Below are 19,530 nucleotides of genomic sequence, written 5' to 3' on the forward strand. Positions count from 1 at the left end.
CGGTGTGGTTCAGGTCTCGTCGATGCGGGCGATCAGGCTGGGGCATGGGTCAGGGGTCCGTCAACGGTCTGCCGGGAGGGCCTGTCCCGGTGGAATAGGGTGTACAGGGCCGGGATCAGCAGCAAGGTGATCAGGGTGGAACTGATCAGGCCGCCGATTACCGCCCGGGCCATGGGAGCCTGGGCCTCGGCGCCTTCGCCGAAACCCACCGCCAGGGGGATCAGGGCCAGGATGGTGGTCAGAGAGGTCATGAGGATGGGGCGCAGACGTCGCCGCGAGGCCTCGCGGACCGCCTCGCGGACCTTCAGCCCATCACGGCGGTGCAGGCGGGCACTCTGGTCCACCAGCAGGATGGCGTTGTTTACGGAAATCCCGGCCAGCATGATGATGCCGATCAGGGACTGCACGTTCAGCGTGGTGCCGGTGACCAGCAGCATGGCCACTACCCCGATCAGCGCCAGGGGGACGGCGAACATGACGATGAAGGGGTCGCGCAGGGACTCATACAGGCTGGCCATCACCATGTAGACCAGGGCGATGGCCATCAGCAGGGCCAGCCCCAGTTCGGTGAAGGCCCGCTGCTGTTCCTCCACATCGCCGGCAAACAGGATCTCTACGTTGCGGGACAGGGGCATCGCCGCCAGTTCGGCACGCACGTCGGCGACGATGGCGCCCAGGTCCCGGCCGGAGATGTTGGCGTTGACGGTGTTGACCCGTTGTTGCTCCTTGCGCTCGATCTGCAGGGGGGCGACGGAGGCCTCGAGGGAGACCAGGTTGCGCAGGCTGACCGGTTCCCCGTCCCGTCCCGGCAGGGTGATGTTGAGGATGTCGTCCAGGCTCAGGTGCTCGGCACCCTGCAGCTGGACCCAGATGCGGGTCTCGGTGCCGCCGTCCCGAAACTGGCCGGCCATGCCGCCGCTCAGGGCCGTTTCCAGGGTCCGGGCCACCTGGGCCACGCTGATGCCCAGGTCGGCGGCCCGGGCCCGGTCGATGCGCACCAGCTGTTGCTGTCGCCCGTCCTCCCGTCCCAGACGCACGTCGGTGATGCCCTCGATAGCCCTGATGCGGGTGGCCAGGTCCCGGGCGACCAGGTCGATGGTCTCCAGGTCGAAGCCGCGGACTTCGATGCTCAGCTGTTCCCCGTCCTGCCCGCCCCCCATGCCTCGCATCATCATGCCCTGGCTGGCGCGGATACGGACCGTGATGCCGGGGATCTCCGTGACCTCCCGGCGCAGGGCGGCAGCAATCTGTTCAGTAGAACGGCTGCGTTCCGCCAACGGCATCAGGGCGATGTTCAGATTGGCGGTGGAGGGGGAGGTGGCCCGGAAGCCCGAGGCCCCCACACTGGCGATCATGCTGCTCACCTCCGGTACCTCGGCGGCGACGATGGTTTCGATCTGCCGGACGGCGTCATCCAGGACCTCGATGCGGGTGCCCGGCTCCATCTCGATGCTGATCCGCAGCTGGCCTTCATCCGTGGCGGGCATGAATTCGGTGCCCAGGCGGGGGATCAGGGCCATGGCGCCGATGAAGAGTCCAAGGGTCACCGCGATGACCACCCAGCGATGGTTCAGTGCCCGTTCCAGTAAGGCCAGATAGCCCCGCTCCAGCGCGCCCACCAGGCCGCCGGCCGCCGTCCCCAGCCGCCGGATGCCGCCGGGGGTGGCGCGGGTCTTCACCGTCGCCTCCCGCCCCATCAGCATGGGGACCAGGGTCAGGGCTACTAGCAGGGAGCAGAATAGGCTGAAGGCCACCACCAGGGCCAGTTGCTTGAACAGGATGCCGGCCAGCTCCTGGGCAAAGAACATGGGCAGGAAGATGGCCAGGGTGGTGAGGGTGCTGGCGGTGATGGCGGCGGCCACATCGCCGGTGCCCCGGGTGGCGGCTTCCACCGCGCTCATGCCGTCTTCCTTGCTGCGGCGGGCGATGTTCTCGATCACCACGATGGCGTTATCCACCATCAGGCCCACCCCCAGGGCCAGACCGCCCAGGGTCATCAGGTTGAGGGTGAAGCCGCCGAAGTAGATCAGCCCGAAGGTGGCGATCACCGACACCGGAATGGCGGTGGCGGCCACCAGGGTGAAGCGCAGGTGGCGCAGGAAGAACAGTAGCACCAGCACCGCCAGGCTGCCGCCGTAGAGGATGGAGCGGCCCACGTTCGCGATCGAGCGTTCGATGTGTCCGGCGGTGTCGATGGCAGTGGCGATGTTGAGCTGGGGGAAGTCCCGGTCCAGGCGCAGGATCTCTTCTTGCACCGCCCGGGAGACCTGGACCGTATTGGCATCCGACTGTTTCTGGATGGCCAGGCGCACGCCGGGGGCGTCATCGATGCGAATGATGCGGGTGAGGCGTTGATGGGTATCGCGCACCTCGGCCACCTGATGCAGATGGATGGGGGCACCGTCCCGCATCGTCACCACGGTGGCGCGGATCTGGTCCAGGTTTTCGAACTCGCCGGGGGTGCGCAGACGCAGGTCCATGCGGCCCCGCACGATCTCGCCGGCGGGGTAGATGACGTTGGCATCCCGCAGGGCCTGGCGGATCTCGTCCAGGCCCAGGCTCAGGGCCTGGAGACGGTCCGGGTCCACTTCTATCCGGATTTCACGCTCCAGCCCCCCCCAGACATCTACCGCTGCCACGCCCGGCACACGCTCCAGGCGGGGACGGATGCGGTCGTCGATGAGTCGGCGCAGGTCGATGGGGTCCAGGTTGCCCCCCACGCCGATCATCATGATCGGGAAGGCGGTACTGTCGAAACGTCTGACCAGAGGGCGCCCGGCCTCTTCGGGCAGGGCGTTGATGATGCGGTCGAGACGGTCGCGGACTTCGTTGGTGGCGGCGTCCAGGTTCGTGCCCCAGCCGAAGGAGACCCGCACGTTACTGGAGCCTTCCGATGAGGTGGAGGTGACTTCCTCCAACCCGGGTACCGCCGAGACGGCCTCTTCCACGGGCCGGGTGATGAGCTGTTCGATCTCGTCGGGACCGGCATTGCTGTAGTCGGTCATGATCGAGACGGTGGGAAAACTGATCTCCGGCATCAGGTCGATGGGCAGACGAAACAGGGACATCAGCCCCAGGGTGACCACGATGGCGGTGACCATGGCCGTGAAGATGGGGCGCGTGACGGTGAAGCGGGCCGGATTCATCAATGGTTGCTCCCGGTCTCCACATCATCCAGTTCATCCCGGTCAACCGGACGCAGGCGGGTGCCGTCGCTGATCAGGTGATGGCCTAAAGTGACCACCCGCCCCTCCAGGGCCGGGGTGATGATCTGGACCCGGTCCCGTTCCTCGATACCGGTTTCCACCGGGACAAATCGTGCCGTGGGTCCGGTGTCCGTGGTTTCCACCAGGAACAGGCCCGGCCGACCCTGGCGCTCCACCAGGGCATCCACCGGTACCAGGGTGGCATCGGACAGGGTGCGGGTGATGATGCGGGCCTCCACGAACATGCCGGGCCGCAGGCGCTGATCCTGGTTGGGCACATGGATCTCCACCCGTGCCTGGCGGGAGGCCTCCCTGAATTCCGGGGATAGCCGCTCCACCCAGCCCGGGAAGGTCTCTCCCGGGTAGGCGATGGTGGTCAGGGTGACCGGCTGGCCCGGTGACAGGCGGGCATAGTCCCGTTCCGTGACGAACACCCGGGCGCGCAGGGGGGTGAGGTCAACCAGGGCCAGGATGGGCGTATTGGCCTGCAGGATGCTGCCCCGGTCCACGAAACGATCCGCCACCAGCCACCGGGTGGGTTCCGCCTTGGCATCGGCGTGGATGCGGGTATAGGCCAGCCGGATTTCCGCATTGCGCACCGCCGCCTGGCGCTGGTCGATCTGGGAGCGGGCGAGCGCCACCCGGGCCTGCTGGGCGTCCAGTTCGGTCTGCGCCGCTTCCAGTTCGGACTGGGAGGCGATGCGCTGGGTGCGCAATTCCTGGGTGCGGACAAGGACCCGCCGGGCGGCGGCCAGGGCGGCCTGAGATTCCCCCAGGCCGGCGCGGGCCACGGCCAGCTCGGCCCGGGCCTGCTCCAGGCTCTGCCGGACCTCGTCATCATCCAGTTCCGCCAGCAGGGCATCGGGTTCGACGGCGTCGCCGATGTCCACGTGCAGGTGTTCCAGACGTCCGGCAATCCGGGTGGCGATCTCTACCCGGTGGGCGGCCACCAGGGAGCCGGTGAAGATCACCTGTTCGGTGATGTCGCCGCTGGCGATCGGGGCCACGGCCACGGGCACCGCCGTCTGGCCGCGCTGAGCGGCGGCGGGCTGGGCGGCGTCATCGTCGCCCAGTCGGAATAGGAGCAGGATGAGTAGCACGAGGGCGGCGGTGGCGGCAGCGGTAAGCAGGTGTTTCTTTTTCATCAGCGGCTAATTGTCCTGAAACGGGGGCAATGCATTCAAGGGACCACAATCCGATCATCGGGTTCGTGAAACACTGAACAGGCCTCCCGTCGTGATGATGCGTCAAGGTGGGAGCCAGGGGTCTTGAGCCTGTGGCTGGATTCCCGCTTTCGCGGGAATGACGTTCTGATGGGTGTCACTTCCGTCTTGTTGCCGTCATTTCCGCCCCCACTCCCGTCACTCCCGCGAAAGCGGGAGCCCAGAGGTTTCGGCAACCTCCTCTTGGGCTCCCGTCTGCCCGGAAATGACTCATCCGTAATATCCTTCGGTAGAATGCCGGTCTTTTCCTTATCTTCCCATGGATTCATCATCTGATGTGCGCCGTGTCCCTGGCACCCCTGCCGTATCCCGAGGATTCCTCCCATCTGTTTGAGTGTCTTCTGGAAGAGCCTTGGGCGGTCTTTCTGGACAGCGCCCGTCATGGCCGCCCCCTGGGCCGCTTTGACATCCTCGCGGCCGATCCCTTCATGACCCTGGTGACGGAGGGTGAGCGTACCCGGGTGCTGAACCGGGAGGGTGGGCTACTGGAAGAAACGCCGGCGGACCCCTTCGAGGTCCTGCGCGCCTGCCTGGGGGCGCCCGGCCCTTCGGCGGCCGGACTGCCGTTTGTCGGCGGGGCCATCGGCTATTTCGGCTATGATCTGGCGCGGCGCCTGGAGCACTTGCCCTGTCTGGCGCGAGATCGTGAATCCCTGCCGCAGATGATGCTTGGTATCTATGACTGGGCGGTGGTGGTGGACCACGCACGGCGTACCTGTGTGCTGGTGGGGCAGGGCAGGGATCCGCGCACCGCCAAGCGTTGGGAGGCACTGGTGAGGCGTTTCCGCCGCCCTGCGCCGCCGTCTGCCCGGGGTGGTTTTGTCCTGCAGGGACCATTGCGTGCCAACCTCTCGCCCGCTGAGTACCGACGGCGGTTCATTCAGGTGCAGGATTTCATTCGCGAGGGTGACTGTTACCAGGTCAACCTGGCTCAGCGTTTCGAAGCGCCTGCCGGGGGCGATCCGTGGGGGGCGTTTCGTCGGTTGCGTGAACTCAGTCCCGCCCCCTACGGGGCCTTTCTCCGGTTTCCGCAAGTGGCCATCCTGAGCAACTCGCCGGAGCGCTTCCTGCAGCTTCGAGATGGGTGTGTGAGTACCCGCCCGATCAAGGGCACCCGTCCCCGGGGGGCGACGCCCGCCGAGGACGCGCAACTGCGGCGGGCTCTGGCGGCCAGCGACAAGGATCGGGCCGAGAACGTGATGATCGTCGATCTATTGCGCAATGATCTGGGCAAGACCTGCGCCACCGGCAGTGTGGCGGTGCCGGCACTGTTTGCGGTAGAGAGTTATGCTACCGTACACCATTTGGTCAGTACCGTGACCGGGCGACTGGCGCCGGGACGGGACGGCATTGATCTGCTGCGGGGTTGTTTTCCGGGAGGGTCCATTACCGGGGCTCCCAAGCTGCGGGCGATGGAAATCATTGAGGCACTGGAGCCGCATCGCCGGGGGGTTTACTGTGGTGCCATCGGCTATGTGGGTTTTGATGGCGCCATGAATACCAATATCGCCATCCGTACCCTGATCCACAGCCACGGCATGTTGAGGTTCTGGGCAGGCGGAGGTATCACCGCCGGTTCACGGGCGTCGCACGAGTATCAGGAGACGCTGGACAAGGCATCGGCCATGATGCAGCTTCTTGATGTGAGCGGGTTCGGTGGTCATGGAATTCAAGAAACCACCCCGGACGGCCGATAAACGTCCTGTGTGCAGGCAGGTGCCTTTCCATCCTTGATGCGCTCCTGCCTGTCCACCCCCCAGGCGTTGGCAGCGTTGCCTTTTGTGATACCCGAGGACAGCCCATGTTAGACAACATCACCATCCGTGTTCGACTGATCCTTCTGGCCGTCGTAGGTCTGACCATGGTGGGTGGGCTGCTGTCCGTGGTGTCTTACCAGGCTGCGGGCGATACCGCCCGCAGCCTGGTGGAGCACAGCCTGCTGGTCAAGGCGGATGGCGATCTCAAGGCTGCCCGGGTTTATGTCCAGCAGTATTACGGCGAGCTGAGGTTGCAGGATGGCCGGCTGGTGGATGCTCAGGGGGTGCCGCTGGAAGGGCGCAACGACATGGCTGATGCCATCGGCCGTGATCTGGGGCTGGTGTTCACCTTTTTTGCCGCCGACCGCAATGAATTCGTCCGGGTGTCCACCAGTTTGATCGGCGCCGATGGGCGTCGGGCTATCGGTACGCCGTTGGGACGGGATACTCCGGCCCACCAGACGGTGGCCAGGGGGCAGCGTTACGTGGGGGAATCCGTCATTCTCGGCAACCCCTATCTGACCGCCTACGAACCCATTTTCAACCAGCGCAATGAGGTGATCGGGATCATGGGGCTGGGCATTCCCCGGGCTCAGGCCGACGGCATCGTGGCCGCCGGCATGTCCAGTCTGTTGGGCCGGATGGTGTTGATCCTGCTGGTGATTCTGGCCTTGGGCATGGTCGGCGCGGTGCTGTTTGCCCGTTCCATCGTCAATCCGATCAAGGAAGTGGGGACCACCCTCAGGGACATTGCCGACGGGGAGGGGGATTTGACTCGTCGACTCAAGGTGACCGGAAAGAACGAACTGGCCGATCTGGCTTCGGCGTTCAACGCCTTTGCCGAACGCATTCACGAGCTGGTGCGCCAGGTCTCCGTGGCCACGTCCCAGCTGGCCTCCGCTTCGGAGCAGCTTTCCACCACCTCCGAAGAGACCCGGCAGCAGGTGCATCACCAGCATTCGGAGACGGATCAGGTGGCCACCGCCATGAACGAGATGACCGCGACCGTGCAGGAGGTGGCCAGGAATGCCACCGAGGCGGCCCACGCGGCCCAGAAAACCCAACACGAGACCCATGCGGGCGGTCAGGTGGTGAAGCAGACCATCACCGCCATCGAGGCCCTGGCGGGTGAGGTGGAAAATGCCGCCGAAGTGATCGGACGCCTGTCCACCGACAGCGAGGAGATCGGCAAGGTACTGGACGTGATCCGCGGCATCGCCGAGCAGACCAATCTGCTGGCGCTGAATGCGGCCATCGAGGCGGCCCGGGCCGGCGAACAGGGACGGGGATTTGCCGTGGTGGCCGATGAGGTACGTACCCTGGCCAGCCGGACCCAGTCATCCACCAAGGAGATTCAGGCCATGATCGAACGGCTGCAGAGCGGTACCAGCGGGGCGGTCAAGGTGATGGAGCAAGGCCGCGGCAAGGCCAGGGAGAGTGTGACTCAGGCCGCCAAGGCAGGCCAGTCACTGGCGACGATCAATCAGGCCATTGCCGGCATCAACGACATGAACGCCCAGATCGCCAGCGCGGCGGAGGAGCAGTCTGCGGTGGCGGAGGAGATCAATCGCAATGTCTCCAATATCAGTCACTCTGTGGATCAGACCTCCCGGGGTGCCGCCCAGATTGCCTCGGCCAGCGATGAACTGGCCCGTCTCGCCGCTGATCTCCAGGGTCGGGTCGGTGGTTATCGCATTTGACTGGACCCGATCGTGCCCCACCCCCTCGCCCCCCTCCGGAGAGGGGTGAGGCTGCCCTGAATCAGGGGGGGGCGGCATCTCCGGCCAGGACGCGGGTCAGGGTGTCCAGGGCCTGAGCACGGGCACGGGATTCGGTGCCGCCCGTGTTGGGATTCAATCTTGACCACTCCGGATGCAGCCGCGCCTTTTGCACCGGTTTGGGCAGTGAGCCCTTGCGCCAGGTCTCGTCCGCCGGTGCGCCCAGTTGCAGTGCCTTGTCGGCTCCGTGCCCCCGGTGGATCAGGGCCTGCACCAGCTGGTGCTGACGCAGGGCCAGGAGCCGAAGGGTGTTGTTGTTGACCCGTAATTCCCGGTGTCCCTGCAGCCGCTGCACGAGCCGCCGCCCCAGATCCAGCGTGTTGCCCAGCAGGGCACCGGTTGCCGCCCCCACCGCCGTCCCGGCGCCCAGGGTGGTGCCCAGGGCCATGACATCCACCGCCATCCCCATGGCGCCGCCGACGGCGGCCCCCTCGCCGGTGCGCAATCCGTAGTGGCGCAGCGCCTCGGCGGTGAACAGGTCCAGCCCCCACTGACCGTCCTCCAAGGGCAGGCGTTCGCCCAGGTAGTCGCTGGGGCGAAACCGGAACAGGTTCAGCAGGGCGTCCACGCAGGTCTGTTCCCGCTCCCGTACCCGGTTTTGCAGGGTATCCATGGCCCTTTGGGTGTCTTCCCGTCCGCCACCTTCCACCACCATCATACAGGCGGCCACATCGATGAGCATGTCGGCCACGGTTTCCGCCGCCGCCTGCCGGAGCCAGCGGGCTTCACGCTCCCGTGCCTGCATCAGCCTTTCCAGAGGGGCACGCCAGGCGTCCAACAGACTGCGCAGCTTTTCGTACAGACGCAGTTCGCCCTGCAGGTCGTAGACCACGGAATCGAAGGTGATGACCGCGTGCAGGCCCAGCCGCCCCAGGGCCTCCCGCCATTCCTGGGCCCGGTTATGGGGACCGGCGACGAAATTCAGCACCGGTAGCAAGGGACGGGCGCACAGTCCCAGCACGGCCAGTTCGTCCCGGTACTTGCCCAGCACCGGCTCCCGGGCATCGATCACGTATAAACCTACCTGAGAGGCCCGCAACTGGCGCAGTACCTTGGTCTCCTGATCGAACCGACCGGCCGCATCCGGGGATTCCAGAAAGCGTTCCAGGTCATCCGCCCCTACATGGCGTCCACCGCCGGCCTCGTCGAGCCAGTCCAGAATGCCGGGGGCATCTTCCAGGCCCGGGGTATCGTACAGGGCCATGAGAGGTTCCCCTTCCACCAGCAGCTGGGTGCCCTCCACATGCCGAGTGGTGGCGGGGGCATCACAGACTTCGCCGAATTCCGTATCCCGCGACAGGGTACGCAGCAGCGAGGTCTTGCCGGTATTGGTGTGGCCAACCACGGCCACCTGCAGGATCGAAGTCATGGGGTTGCATCCTCCGCTGAAGCAAAGGCCGCCAGCAGGATGTCCTGGGCTGGCCGATCACCATCCGCCGGTCGCTCCGGCAATAGCCGATCCACACCGGCCTTGTCCACCAGCTGCTCCCAGGCCGTGCGTCGGGCTCGAAGGTCGATGCCGCGGGCCTGTGCCATGTTCTGCTCGTCCAGCAGCACCCAGACAGGGGCACGGGTCCGGGAGCGCAGTTCGGTCAGGAAGCCCTCGGTGCTGCGATCCGGGGTGCGGGCCAGGGAACAGACGGCCACCACCACGGCGGGGTCCGGCTGCAGGCTCTGCGCCGCGGCCAGGACATCCCGCCGCGTATGCCGGTCGTCCACCTGACCCAGGGGGATCCAGTCCGGTCGTCTGTGATGCTGGATCCAGTGGCTGTCGGCTTTCTCCAGTTCAAAGCCCAGCAAGGCCAGGGCGCCCCCCCCATGTCGCTCTCGATGGCGGAGGGGCTCGGGGGGGTGGATCAGGGTCAGCGGCGGCGGGTCCACGACCCCCAGGCGCTGGGAGTTGGGCAGCAGTCGGTGCGCGAGGCGGGCATAGCCCGGGCTGGCCAGGTCCAGCCGCAGGCTTCGGCGGGCTCGGCGTGCCATGAGGGCGCACCACAGGCCCAGGCCCAGTCTGGGCAGCAGGCCATAGAACAACAGGCTACCCAGCAGCCAGCTTGACCACTGCACCCGCCCCAGGGCGTCTTCGGTGACGCCCAGCCGGCTGGCGCGGATCAGTGCCTCATCGGGCATGGGCAGCCCCAGCCAGCCCGGCAACAGGCCCAGGGCGGTGATCAGGCCGACGAAATGATCTTCGGCCAGCAGGGTGGTGCCCCAGACAAAATCATACTGGCGTACGCTCAGGGCCCACAGGCACATGAACAAGGCTCCGGCGGTGAAGGCCGACCAGATGAGGTGGGTGAGGGTGCCTGCAGACCAGCGTCCCAGGCCATTGCGGCTCATGAGCTGGAGCAGGGCGCGGATGGCCAGCACCGGTGCCTGACCCCGGACAATGCGCCGTGCCAGTCCCCCGCCCAGGCCCAGCACCCCCTGACCCAGCAGGCCGCCGCCGCCGCGGGGGCGGACCAGCATGATCAACGCCCACAGCAGCAGCATGAGAAGCTGCACGCCCAGCAGGCTGCCCAGGGTCCAGAGGATGTTGATCTGGGAACTGCCCGCCACCAGCGGCGCCGCCAGGGCCGCCCCCGCCGCCGCCATGCCGCTCAGGCCCGTGAGCAGCAGGATCAGCGCCAGTATCCACCCCGCCAGGGCGCGGGCGCCGCTGAGGGATTCATGCACCTGGATCCCCAGGCGCGTGGCCCCCGCGCGTACCAGCACACGATGTTCCAGATCTCCCGCGGCGTCACGCCCTGCCTGCCAGGCCGGCGTCTCATCGATCACGCGGCCGGCACTATCCTCATGCAGGCGCACCGCCTCGGCGACGAGACGGTCGGTGAAGCGGTCATGGGGGGCTGGGCTCGCCCTGTCGGAAATATGGGTATTCATTGCCGGCACACTATAAGGCCAGGTCCCCTGGACGCCAACCTGAGCGCAAGGCAATTCGACACGGTGTCGTCCCCTAGGACAGGCAGAGGCCATGATTATGTCATTGATCGACCGGGTCGCGTCAGTTGCCCGCTTGGGGCCGGTAATGTTTAGATGCCTCTCTCTCCCAGTCCCCTGCCGTCACTCCCGCGAAGGCGGGAGTCCGGGATTTTCAGTCCGTGACTGGATTCCCGCCTTCGCGGGAATGACGTGTCTGGCGGGAATGACGTATCCAGAATATCCCTTGAATCCAGAACACCCCTTATGAAATGGAAGCCGATATGTTTCGATGGTTGCTGATCCTGTTGGGCGGGTTGCTGTCCCTGGTGCTTGTGGCGGGCCTGTTGGGACCTTTTCTGGTTTCGCCCGGGCCGCTCCCCGGGCTGTCTTCGGCAACGGAGGCGGCCCTGCCGGAGAGTCGTTTCCTGACCATCCCCCATGACGGCACGGACGGTCTGCAGATCCACTATCTGGCTCGGGAACAAGAGGGCGTCGAGGGACCCGTCTTGGTACTGCTTCATGGCTTCACCTTCAACGCCTTCACCTGGAACCAGGTGATGGATGATCTGGGCGAGGTGGGCAGGGTGCTGGCCTATGACCAGGTGCCCTATGGACTGAGCGCCAAGCCGGTGCGGGGGGAGTGGTCCGCCAGCAATCCCTTCACCAAGGCCGCGGCGTTGGAGCACTTGTTTGCCTTTCTGGATGCCAAGGGGGTGGAACAAGCGGTGCTGGTAGGTAATTCCTCCGGCGCCACCCTGGCCATGGAGGCGGCCCTGAGCCGGCCCGAACGGGTAAGCGGGCTGGTGCTGGTCAATCCCTGGGTCTATGTGAACCGGCCCAGCTTTCCCGCCGCGGTGGCGGAGCTACCTCAGCTGCGGCGTCTTAATCTGTTGTTGGCTCGCCGGATGGGGGGCAGCGGCGCGCTGCTGGACCTGTCCTACCATGACCCGGACCGCATCACCGACGAGCGCCGGGCACTGACCACCTTGCACACCCGGGTGCGGCACTGGGATCTGGCCTGGGGGGAACTGTTCGTGCGCGCCATGTCCAGCCCGGTGGATGTCAGCGCCCATCTGGCCGACATCCGTCAGCCGGTCCTGGTGATCATCGGCGAGCAGGACCGGGTGGTGGCCCCGGAGGACTCCCGCCGCGCCGCCCTGGCCCTGCCCGCAGCGGCCTGGGTCAGGGTGCCCGACTGCGGTCATGTGCCCCAGGAGGAATGCCCGGAGGCGGTGGTGTCGCTGGTGCGCCGGTGGCTGCAGGCCCCGGCGACCTCACCATGAGCCGCTGCGGATGACCCCCACGCCGATGCCCTCGATGTCCAGGAACTGGCTGCGCAGGTCCACGTCAATGGGCCGGTAGTCGGGATTTTCCGGCTTCAGCCGGACCCGGTGACCTTCCCGTTCAAAGCGTTTCACCGTCACCTCGTCTTCCAGGCGGGCCACTACGATCTGGCCGTTGCGGACCTCGCTGGTGCGATGGACCGCCAGCAGGTCCCCGTCCAGGATGCCCGCCAGGCGCATGCTGTCACCCTGGACCCGCAACAGATAATCCGGGCGGGGACGAAACAGGCGCGGGTCCAGCTGGTAATGATCCTCGATATGCGCCTCGGCCAGAATGGGTTCTCCGGCGGCCACCCGTCCTACCAGGGGCAGCCCCGGTCCTTCCCGGAGCCGGATGCCTCGGGAGGTGCCGGCCAGGATCTCGATGGCCCCCTTGCGCGCCAGGGTGCGCAGGTGGCACTCGGCGGCGTTGGGGGAACGAAAGCCGAAGGCCCGCATGATCTCTTCCCGGGTGGGCGGCATGCCGTTGGACTGCAGGCAGTCCCGGATGAAATTGAGGATTTCCGTCTGGCGGGGGGTGAGCTTTTCCATGACACAGCTTCTCGTTCACTGGCCCTGGGATCCCGGGCTGACGGGTCACGGGTTCAGGCGCCTTCGGTCGGTTGGCGGGAGTATATCTTTGCACAGTAGGCCAAGCCCCGGTCCCTTGCAAGTCGTGGTCAGCACATCAGTCGCTTGCGCAGCAGTCTCGTGGCCACGGCCAGCCCCACCAGGCCATAGACCAGCATCACCGACAGGTGCAGCACTACCTGGTTCGGCCAAGCCCCGGTCAGCAGGGGGCGCACGATCTCCACCACATGGACCAGGGGCAGAATCCAGGCCAGGGCCACCACGGCGCCGGGGAGCTGTTCCAGGGGAAAGAAAACCCCGGAGAGCAGCAGCATGGGGGTGACCGCCAGGGTGAAATAGTAGAGGAAGAAGTCGTAGCTGCGGGACACGGCGGTGACGATCATGGCGCAGGCACCGAAGCAAAAGCCCGCCAGCAGGATGACCGGCAGGGCCAGCAAGGCGCGCAGATCACTCACCAGACCCAACACGGCGGCCACCAGCAGGATGGCGCCGCCACTGAAGAGGGCCTTGGTGGCGGCCCAGACGATCTCGCCCAGCACGATGTCGTCCAGATTGAGGGGGGCGCCCAGCATACCGTCCCAGGTCTTTTGTTCCGACATCCGGGTATAGGCGGAGTACATGCCCTCGAAGCTGGCGGTGTACATGGCGCTGGAGCAGACGATGCCCGAGGCCAGAAAGACCATATAGGGCAGTTCGCCCAGATCCCCCACCAGACGACCGAAGCCGTAGCCGAAGGCCAGCAGGTAGAGTACCGGCTCGCCGAAATTGCCCAGGATGGAGGGCACCATGATCTTGCGCCAGACCCGCAGGTTGCGGCGCCAAACCGGGATGAATCGCAGGCTGAGCCTGGGCAGCGGATAAGCAGGCATGTCAGTCTCTCAGTTCATGGCCGGTGAGCTTCATGAAGACGTCTTCCAGGTTGGCGGGGCGGTGCAGGTACCGGATGCCGGCCTGTTCCAGTGCGGCGGTCAGGGGCGCGGCCTGCAGGGTATAGATCAGGGCCAGGTCCCCCATGCGCCAGAGCCGCGCCGACAGATCCCCGGCCTGTGCCTCCAGCCAGGCCATTGCCGCCGGTCCATTGAGTTCCAGCACATGGGGTTCGATATGGGCACGGATCAGGGCCTGGGGCGATCCCTGGGCCACCACGCGGCCCTGGTCGATGATGGCCAGGCGATCACACAGCCGCTCTGCTTCCTCCATGTAATGGGTCGTGAGGATCAGGGTGGTGCCGCCCCTGAGCAGTCCGCGCAAGCATTGCCAGATATGGTGCCGGGCCTGGGGATCCAGGCCCGTGGTAGGCTCGTCCAATACCACCAGCTCGGGGCGGTTGATGAGGGCGCGGGCCAGGGTCAGGCGCCGCTTCATGCCGCCGGAGAGGGCAGTGATGGGGGCCTCCCGGCGCGACTCCAGGCTGGCGAATCGGAGCAGTTCCTCTACCCGCTCACGGCGGACCTGTCCTTTGAGACCGAAATAGTCGGCGTAGGTGTGGAGATTTTCCCGCACGGTGAAGTCCGGATCCAGGGTGTCGAACTGGGGCACGATCCCCAGTCGCCGGCGGGCCTCCCGCGCCCGTTCGGGGATGGGTTCACCAAGCACGGACAGCGTGCCCCCATCGGGCGGCGTCAATCCCAGCAGCATGCGCAGGGTGGTGGTCTTGCCGGCGCCGTTGGGGCCCAGTAGGCCGAAGCATTCGCCTGGCTGGACCGTGAGGTCGATATGATCGACCACCGTGCGGCCGTCATAGCGCTTGACCAGCCCTCTGGCTTGGGCAACGGGGGCGGGGATAGAGGGGGGATTGAGCGGGTCCATGTGGGGCAAGGCAATCCTTACGGGTCTTGGGGCGTTGGACAGGCTAACCTATCGGCGGACATTTTTGTCGGTCCCGCCCCGGTGAAGGGGGGATGTCGTCAGACAGCAAACCCTGGGGGAAATATCCAGGGAGAGAGAATATCCAGAGATGTTCTGAATCCGTCATTCCCGCGTAAGGGGAATCCAGTCACGGGCACAGGCCGACACGCTTTGACTCCCGCTTTCGCGGGAGTGACGGTAAAGGTTCGCGGGAGTGACGGTAAAGGGAGTGACGGGAGCGACGGCACAAGGATGTGTTCGGTGCTTCTCCCGTTTTTTTCAATAACGCTGAGGGAGAGTTTTTCAATGACGCTGAAAATCGGCTGTATCGGTCTGGGCATCATGGGGCGCCCCATGGCGGGGCACTGGCTGGCGGCGGGGCATGACATCACCGTCTGGGCCCGTCGCCCGGAGACCGTGACCGCCCTGGTGGGGCAGGGTGCCCATCTGGCCGACAGTCCTGCGGATCTTGCCCGGCAGGTGGATGTGGTCTTCACCAACGTATCCGATACACCGGACGTGGAACAGGTCCTGCTGGGGCCTGAGGGCGTGGCCGCCGGTGCCCTTCCGGGCCTGATCGTGGTGGACCACAGTACCATCTCGCCCACGGTCACACGCCGGCTCGCCGACACCCTGGCCGCACAGGGGATTCATCTGCTGGATGCGCCGGTGTCCGGCGGTGAGCGCGGGGCCGTCGACGGCACCCTGACCATCATGGTGGGTGGCGAGACCGCCATCCTGGAGCGGGTACGACCGCTGCTGGAAGTGGTGGGGCGGACCATCACCCATGTGGGTGGTCATGGTGCCGGTCAGTTCACCAAGGCCTGTAATCAGCTCATCGTCGCCCAGACCATGGTGGCCGTGTCCGAAGCCATCAGTCTGGCGGAGGCGGCCGGGGTGGACCCGGCGGCCATGCGCGAGGCCCTCATGGGCGGTTTGGCCTATTCCCGGGTGTTGGAGGTGCACGGGGAGCGCATGATCCGGCGGGAGTATCCCCCGGGCTTCAAGGCCCGCCTGCACAACAAGGACATGGCCATCGTCCTGCAGGCGGCGGCGGATCTGGGTCTGCCCCTGCCGGGCACCGCCCTGTCCGCCCAGTGGATCAGTGCCGCTGTGGGACTGGGGCATGGGGAGGAGGATTCTGCCGTGGTGGCCGAGGTACTGCGACGGCTGGCGCCGCCGGGACCCGTGAACGGCGGCGGGCACTGAACGCGCCGTGACACAGCCGAACCGGGATGGGGATACAATGTCCATTGAGCAGATGATCAGATATCGGAGCGAACGTGACCCCGCCTGAAGCCCCCCAGCCGTCTTCCATCGACCCGGAGGAGGTGGCCCGTTATACCGCACTGGCGGATCGCTGGTGGGACGAGAGCGGTCCCTTCTGGCCTCTGCATACCCTCAACCGGCTGCGCACCGACTACATTTGCGACCGGCTCTGCGCCCACCTGGGCCGCGATCCGTCGGTGCCCCGTCCCCTGGAGGGCCTGCGCCTGCTGGATATCGGCTGCGGCGGCGGCATCCTCAGCGAGTCCATGGCCCGTCTGGGCGCCCGGGTCGAGGGGGTGGACGTGACCGAAAGGAACATTGCCGTGGCCCGGCTGCATGCCGAGCGTTCCGGACTGGATATCCATTACGAGTCGGTGCCGGTGGAGACCCTGGCCGCCCGCAAAGAACAGTACGACGTGGTGCTGAACATGGAAGTGGTGGAGCATGTGGCGGATCTGCCGGGCTTCATGGCTGCCTGCAACCGGCTGGTCAGGCCGGGGGGACACAGCTTTATCGCGACCATCAACCGCAACCCGGTGTCGTTCATCGTGGCCATCCTGGGGGCGGAATACATCCTGCGCTGGTTGCCCCGGGGCACCCATCAGTGGCGCCGCTTTCCAAAGCCCTCGGAACTGGAGGCGCTGCTGGCGCCGTACGGCCTGCAGGTACTGGAGCGGACCGGCGTCAGGGTCAATCCCTTCAACCGCGGCATGCACCTCACCGGCTACATGGGGGTGAACTACATGCTGATGACAACCCGGACTCCCGCTTTCGCGGGAGTGACGGAATTGAGGAGTCGCACATGTGGTGGTTCGTGATCGGATATGCTCTGGGCCATGTGGGTTTCCTGCTGGGGTCCATGCCCGTCATCGTGGCGGGCGGCGTGCTGTTTCTCTACGGGGCCTACGTGGTGGTCTACGGCCGGGACGGGCGGGAGTGACCTTTCCTGGACGGTGATCGACGGGGCCGGCTTGTTCCCGGGTTGGCCCATGGCCTATATTCACCTCCATGACGATCTCGCCGGAATCCGTGTTCAAGGCCCTGTCCGACCCCACCCGCCTGCGGTGCCTGGTCCTCCTTACCGAGGAAAATTCTCTGTGCGTGTGCGAGCTTACCCACGCCATCGGTGTGCCGCAGCCAAAGATGTCCCGACATCTGGCCCTGCTGCGGGAAAGCGGCCTGGTGGCCGATCAGCGCCGGGGGCAGTGGATCTTCTACCGCATCAACCCCGCGTTGCCGGTCTGGGTGCGGGAAGTGCTGCGGCAGACGGCCCAGGCCTGTGCCGACAAGGGACCCTACACCGGCGACCGGACGCGCCTTGACAGCATGGGCGGCCGCCCCGAGAAAGGGTGTGCCGCCTGAGCTAGAAATCCCGTCTTTCCCAGAGATCCCGTCGGTCCTTGCGCCGGTCCCTGCCGGACCTGCGCGGATCTTTTTCGAGTTCGAAACGGATCATTTCCCTGCGATCAGGCTGTTTGCGCCGCTCTCCCCGGCGCCGTTCGGGGCCGGTATAGGGTTGCGGGTTGTCCGCGGACGTGGGTTTCTCGCTCACTGATCACCTCCTTCGGGACAAGGCCCGCCCCAAGGGCGGGCCGTGGATGCTTGAGGGCCTGGCTTATGCCTTGCCGCGTAACTGCGAGATTTCCTGCCGCAGGGCCGAGATCTCATGGCGCAGGGCCTTGAGATCTTCGTGAAGCTGCACGTTTTCCGCATGGACCACCTCTTCAATGGCGTCATGCTCGAATTTCTGCTGTTCTTCCTGCATGGACTGCATGGTGTTCACGATGATGGCGATGAACAGGTTAAGTATGGTGAACGTGGCAATCAGGATGAAGGGCACGAAGAACACCCAGGCCCAGGGGTAGGTTTCCATCACCGGACGGGAGATGCCCATGGACCAACTTTCCAGGGTCATCACCTGGAACAGGGTGTACATGGAGCGACCCAGATGACCGAACCAATCCGGGTAGGAATAACCGAACAGGCCCGTGGCGATCACCGCAAACACATAGAACAACAGGATCAGCAGCCCGAAGATGGACAGGATGCCGGGAATGGCCTTGAGCAGTGCCTCGACGATGAAGCGCAGCTTGGGCACCATGGAGACCAGGCGCAGCACACGCAGAATACGCAGCACGGCCAGCGGGCCGGTGGTGGGGATCAGGGCAATGGTCACCACCAGGAAATCGAACACGTTCCAGGGGCGCCGGAAAAAGCCCAGGCCCTGGGCATAGAGCTTGAGCAGGATCTCCACCACGAACACCCCGAGGATGACCCGGTCGGCACCTGTGAGCCAGGGACCTGCCAGTTCCATCAGTGTAGGTGAGGTGGCCAGGCCGAGTATCGCGGCATTGATCAGGATCAGGATGATGATCAGGCGCTGAATGGGCGCAGATTCGATGAAGGCGCCCACTCGGGCGCGAAGGCCGGCCTCGGCTTGCATGTTAGAGTACTCCCGGGTACTGTGTTGCGGCTGGAAAAACGGGCCGGGGCGGCCCGAGCGTGGGGCAGATTAATGAAATCCGCCCTCCGGCACAATCATCAGGGGCATGGAATCAATCCAGTTGCATGCCTTGCAGGCTGTGCTTGAGCACGTCGGCGGAGTCATGCATGCCCTTGAGTTCTTCTTCATTGATCAATGGGGCAACCTGGGCCTCGATCCCCTCCCGGCCAACGATGCAGGGGATGCTCAGACAGACATCCGCCAGGCCATAGGTCCCGGCCGGGTTGACGCTCACCGGCAGGACGCTTTTCTGATCCTCCAGGATCACACTGATCAGGTGGCTGATCACCAGGCCGATGGCGGTGTTGGTGTAGCCCTTGCGTGCAATGATGTCGTAGGCGGCATTTTTCACCCCCTGGAACAGGCGCTGCATGGCTTGGGCATCGAAATCCCGACCGTTGATGGTCTGCTGATGGATGCTCAGTCCTCCTACCCTCGCGGTGCTCCAGACCGGGACTTCCGAATCACCATGTTCTCCCATGATATAGGCGTGGACGGAGCGGGGGTTCACCCCGTAGTAATCCCCCAGGGCCGCCCGGAAGCGGGAGGTATCCAGCATGGTGCCGGTGCCGATGACCCGTTCCGGAGGGCGCCGACTCAGGTGCTGCATCACGTAGGTCAGGATATCCACTGGATTGGTGGCAATGACCAGGACCGCGTCGGGGGCGTGTTGATCCAGATGGGCGGCGATTTCCCTGAACACGGCGGTATTGCGGTTGAGCAGTTCCAGGCGGGACTCCCCCGGTTTCTGGCTGACCCCAGCTGTGATGACGATCACGCCGCACTCGGATAGATCCGGGAAGTCTCCCGCCAGGACCGAAACCCGGCCCACCAGGGATTGCCCGTGCATCAGATCCATGGCCTCACCTTCGGCCCGCCGCCGATCCTGGTCCACCAGGATGATGCGGCCGGTGATCTGTTGCTGGAACAGGGAGTAGGCGGCGGCGACACCCACGTTACCCGTGCCAATGATACCCACGTTGCTGAGTCTGCCCATCTGCGATGCCTCCAAAGATGCTTTACACTCTCAAAACGTCGACGATTTGCCTTTTATCGACATGGTGCGGGTCTTCCACGACCCACGGCCGGGAAGGTGCATCCCGGCGTGGCT

Annotated in this window: 17 protein-coding genes; 7 read left to right on the top strand and 10 right to left on the bottom strand. The window is 65.5% G+C overall.

Features of this window, described 5'->3' with window-relative positions:
• Positions 1 to 32 precede the first annotated feature (32 nt).
• Complete coding sequence (locus tag LQ952_RS08140; RefSeq protein ID WP_238622164.1) at positions 33 to 3,146, bottom strand: efflux RND transporter permease subunit; 3,114 nt, start codon at positions 3,144 to 3,146, stop codon at positions 33 to 35.
• A complete protein-coding gene (locus LQ952_RS08145) occupies positions 3,146 to 4,351 on the bottom strand; it encodes an efflux RND transporter periplasmic adaptor subunit (RefSeq protein WP_238622165.1) in 1,206 nt (401 codons plus the stop codon). Before LQ952_RS08145 ends, LQ952_RS08140 begins: the two co-directional genes overlap by 1 nt.
• A gap of 353 nt (positions 4,352 to 4,704) precedes the next feature.
• Between LQ952_RS08145 and pabB the strand changes: the two genes are divergently transcribed.
• Together pabB and LQ952_RS08155 are read left to right on the top strand one after the other, a co-directional pair.
• Entirely contained in the window at positions 4,705 to 6,126 is a 1,422-nt protein-coding gene (gene pabB, locus LQ952_RS08150; RefSeq protein ID WP_238622166.1) for an aminodeoxychorismate synthase component I, read from the top strand.
• 104 nt (positions 6,127 to 6,230) lie between these two features.
• Complete coding sequence (locus LQ952_RS08155; protein ID WP_238622167.1) at positions 6,231 to 7,886, top strand: methyl-accepting chemotaxis protein; 1,656 nt, start codon at positions 6,231 to 6,233, stop codon at positions 7,884 to 7,886.
• 61 nt (positions 7,887 to 7,947) lie between these two features.
• On the opposite strand, the gene LQ952_RS08160 is transcribed toward LQ952_RS08155, so the two are convergent.
• Together LQ952_RS08160 and LQ952_RS08165 are read right to left on the bottom strand one after the other, a co-directional pair.
• Positions 7,948 to 9,333 (bottom strand): GTPase/DUF3482 domain-containing protein, encoded by a 1,386-nt coding sequence (locus LQ952_RS08160; protein ID WP_238622168.1) that lies wholly within the window; start codon positions 9,331 to 9,333, stop codon positions 7,948 to 7,950.
• A complete protein-coding gene (locus LQ952_RS08165) occupies positions 9,330 to 10,847 on the bottom strand; it encodes a DUF2868 domain-containing protein (protein ID WP_238622169.1) in 1,518 nt (505 codons plus the stop codon). Before LQ952_RS08165 ends, LQ952_RS08160 begins: the two co-directional genes overlap by 4 nt.
• A 320-nt stretch (positions 10,848 to 11,167) precedes the next feature.
• Here LQ952_RS08165 and LQ952_RS08170 point away from each other — a divergent pair, with 320 nt between their 5' ends.
• Positions 11,168 to 12,169: an alpha/beta fold hydrolase gene (locus LQ952_RS08170; RefSeq protein ID WP_238622170.1), complete on the top strand. Its 1,002-nt coding sequence runs from the start codon at positions 11,168 to 11,170 to the stop codon at positions 12,167 to 12,169.
• Here the strand turns inward: LQ952_RS08170 and lexA are convergent.
• From lexA to LQ952_RS08185, 3 genes are all read right to left on the bottom strand, one after another.
• Positions 12,161 to 12,760 carry a transcriptional repressor LexA gene (gene lexA / locus LQ952_RS08175; RefSeq protein ID WP_238622171.1) on the bottom strand — a complete coding sequence of 200 codons (600 nt, stop codon included), beginning with the start codon at positions 12,758 to 12,760 and terminating at the stop codon, positions 12,161 to 12,163. The genes LQ952_RS08170 and lexA overlap by 9 nt on opposite strands.
• A 128-nt stretch (positions 12,761 to 12,888) precedes the next feature.
• Positions 12,889 to 13,668: an ABC transporter permease gene (locus LQ952_RS08180; RefSeq protein WP_238622172.1), complete on the bottom strand. Its 780-nt coding sequence runs from the start codon at positions 13,666 to 13,668 to the stop codon at positions 12,889 to 12,891.
• Position 13,669: 1 nt separating this feature from the next.
• Positions 13,670 to 14,608 (bottom strand): ATP-binding cassette domain-containing protein, encoded by a 939-nt coding sequence (locus tag LQ952_RS08185; protein WP_238622173.1) that lies wholly within the window; start codon positions 14,606 to 14,608, stop codon positions 13,670 to 13,672.
• A gap of 345 nt (positions 14,609 to 14,953) precedes the next feature.
• On the opposite strand from LQ952_RS08185, the gene LQ952_RS08190 reads away from it, so the two are divergent.
• From LQ952_RS08190 to LQ952_RS08205, 4 genes are all read left to right on the top strand, one after another.
• A complete protein-coding gene (locus LQ952_RS08190) occupies positions 14,954 to 15,856 on the top strand; it encodes an NAD(P)-dependent oxidoreductase (protein ID WP_238622174.1) in 903 nt (300 codons plus the stop codon).
• A gap of 74 nt (positions 15,857 to 15,930) precedes the next feature.
• Positions 15,931 to 16,734, top strand: a complete 804-nt coding sequence (ubiG, locus tag LQ952_RS08195; RefSeq protein WP_238622175.1) for a bifunctional 2-polyprenyl-6-hydroxyphenol methylase/3-demethylubiquinol 3-O-methyltransferase UbiG — start codon at positions 15,931 to 15,933, stop codon at positions 16,732 to 16,734.
• The gene (locus tag LQ952_RS08200) at positions 16,719 to 16,856 is read left to right on the top strand and encodes a hypothetical protein (protein WP_008932661.1); all 138 of its coding nucleotides are present in this window, start codon (positions 16,719 to 16,721) and stop codon (positions 16,854 to 16,856) included. Before ubiG ends, LQ952_RS08200 begins: the two co-directional genes overlap by 16 nt.
• A gap of 68 nt (positions 16,857 to 16,924) precedes the next feature.
• Positions 16,925 to 17,278: a metalloregulator ArsR/SmtB family transcription factor gene (locus LQ952_RS08205; protein ID WP_238622176.1), complete on the top strand. Its 354-nt coding sequence runs from the start codon at positions 16,925 to 16,927 to the stop codon at positions 17,276 to 17,278.
• Position 17,279: 1 nt separating this feature from the next.
• On the opposite strand, the gene LQ952_RS08210 is transcribed toward LQ952_RS08205, so the two are convergent.
• The 3 genes from LQ952_RS08210 to LQ952_RS08220 form a co-directional block, all read right to left on the bottom strand.
• Positions 17,280 to 17,468, bottom strand: a complete 189-nt coding sequence (locus tag LQ952_RS08210) for a hypothetical protein (RefSeq protein ID WP_238622177.1) — start codon at positions 17,466 to 17,468, stop codon at positions 17,280 to 17,282.
• A 63-nt stretch (positions 17,469 to 17,531) separates the two neighbouring features.
• Positions 17,532 to 18,359 carry an ion transporter gene (locus LQ952_RS08215; protein WP_238622178.1) on the bottom strand — a complete coding sequence of 276 codons (828 nt, stop codon included), beginning with the start codon at positions 18,357 to 18,359 and terminating at the stop codon, positions 17,532 to 17,534.
• Positions 18,360 to 18,471: 112 nt separating this feature from the next.
• Positions 18,472 to 19,416: an L-lactate dehydrogenase gene (locus tag LQ952_RS08220; protein WP_238622179.1), complete on the bottom strand. Its 945-nt coding sequence runs from the start codon at positions 19,414 to 19,416 to the stop codon at positions 18,472 to 18,474.
• Positions 19,417 to 19,530 lie beyond the last annotated feature (114 nt).

Source organism: Ectothiorhodospira lacustris (assembly GCF_022227785.1).
Lineage (GTDB): Bacteria > Pseudomonadota > Gammaproteobacteria > Ectothiorhodospirales > Ectothiorhodospiraceae > Ectothiorhodospira > Ectothiorhodospira lacustris.

Excerpts from the sequence above, each read along its gene's own strand:
- LQ952_RS08140 (WP_238622164.1), bottom strand. The coding sequence starts at position 3,146 with ATGAATCCGGCCCGCTTCACCGTCACGCGCCCCATCTTCACGGCCATG.
- LQ952_RS08145 (WP_238622165.1), bottom strand. The coding sequence starts at position 4,351 with ATGAAAAAGAAACACCTGCTTACCGCTGCCGCCACCGCCGCCCTCGTG.
- pabB (WP_238622166.1), top strand. The coding sequence starts at position 4,705 with ATGTGCGCCGTGTCCCTGGCACCCCTGCCGTATCCCGAGGATTCCTCC.
- LQ952_RS08155 (WP_238622167.1), top strand. The coding sequence starts at position 6,231 with ATGTTAGACAACATCACCATCCGTGTTCGACTGATCCTTCTGGCCGTC.
- LQ952_RS08160 (WP_238622168.1), bottom strand. The coding sequence starts at position 9,333 with ATGACTTCGATCCTGCAGGTGGCCGTGGTTGGCCACACCAATACCGGC.
- LQ952_RS08165 (WP_238622169.1), bottom strand. The coding sequence starts at position 10,847 with ATGAATACCCATATTTCCGACAGGGCGAGCCCAGCCCCCCATGACCGC.
- LQ952_RS08170 (WP_238622170.1), top strand. The coding sequence starts at position 11,168 with ATGTTTCGATGGTTGCTGATCCTGTTGGGCGGGTTGCTGTCCCTGGTG.
- lexA (WP_238622171.1), bottom strand. The coding sequence starts at position 12,760 with ATGGAAAAGCTCACCCCCCGCCAGACGGAAATCCTCAATTTCATCCGG.
- LQ952_RS08180 (WP_238622172.1), bottom strand. The coding sequence starts at position 13,668 with ATGCCTGCTTATCCGCTGCCCAGGCTCAGCCTGCGATTCATCCCGGTT.
- LQ952_RS08185 (WP_238622173.1), bottom strand. The coding sequence starts at position 14,608 with ATGGACCCGCTCAATCCCCCCTCTATCCCCGCCCCCGTTGCCCAAGCC.
- LQ952_RS08190 (WP_238622174.1), top strand. The coding sequence starts at position 14,954 with ATGACGCTGAAAATCGGCTGTATCGGTCTGGGCATCATGGGGCGCCCC.
- LQ952_RS08200 (WP_008932661.1), top strand. The coding sequence starts at position 16,719 with ATGTGGTGGTTCGTGATCGGATATGCTCTGGGCCATGTGGGTTTCCTG.
- LQ952_RS08205 (WP_238622176.1), top strand. The coding sequence starts at position 16,925 with ATGACGATCTCGCCGGAATCCGTGTTCAAGGCCCTGTCCGACCCCACC.
- LQ952_RS08215 (WP_238622178.1), bottom strand. The coding sequence starts at position 18,359 with ATGCAAGCCGAGGCCGGCCTTCGCGCCCGAGTGGGCGCCTTCATCGAA.
- LQ952_RS08220 (WP_238622179.1), bottom strand. The coding sequence starts at position 19,416 with ATGGGCAGACTCAGCAACGTGGGTATCATTGGCACGGGTAACGTGGGT.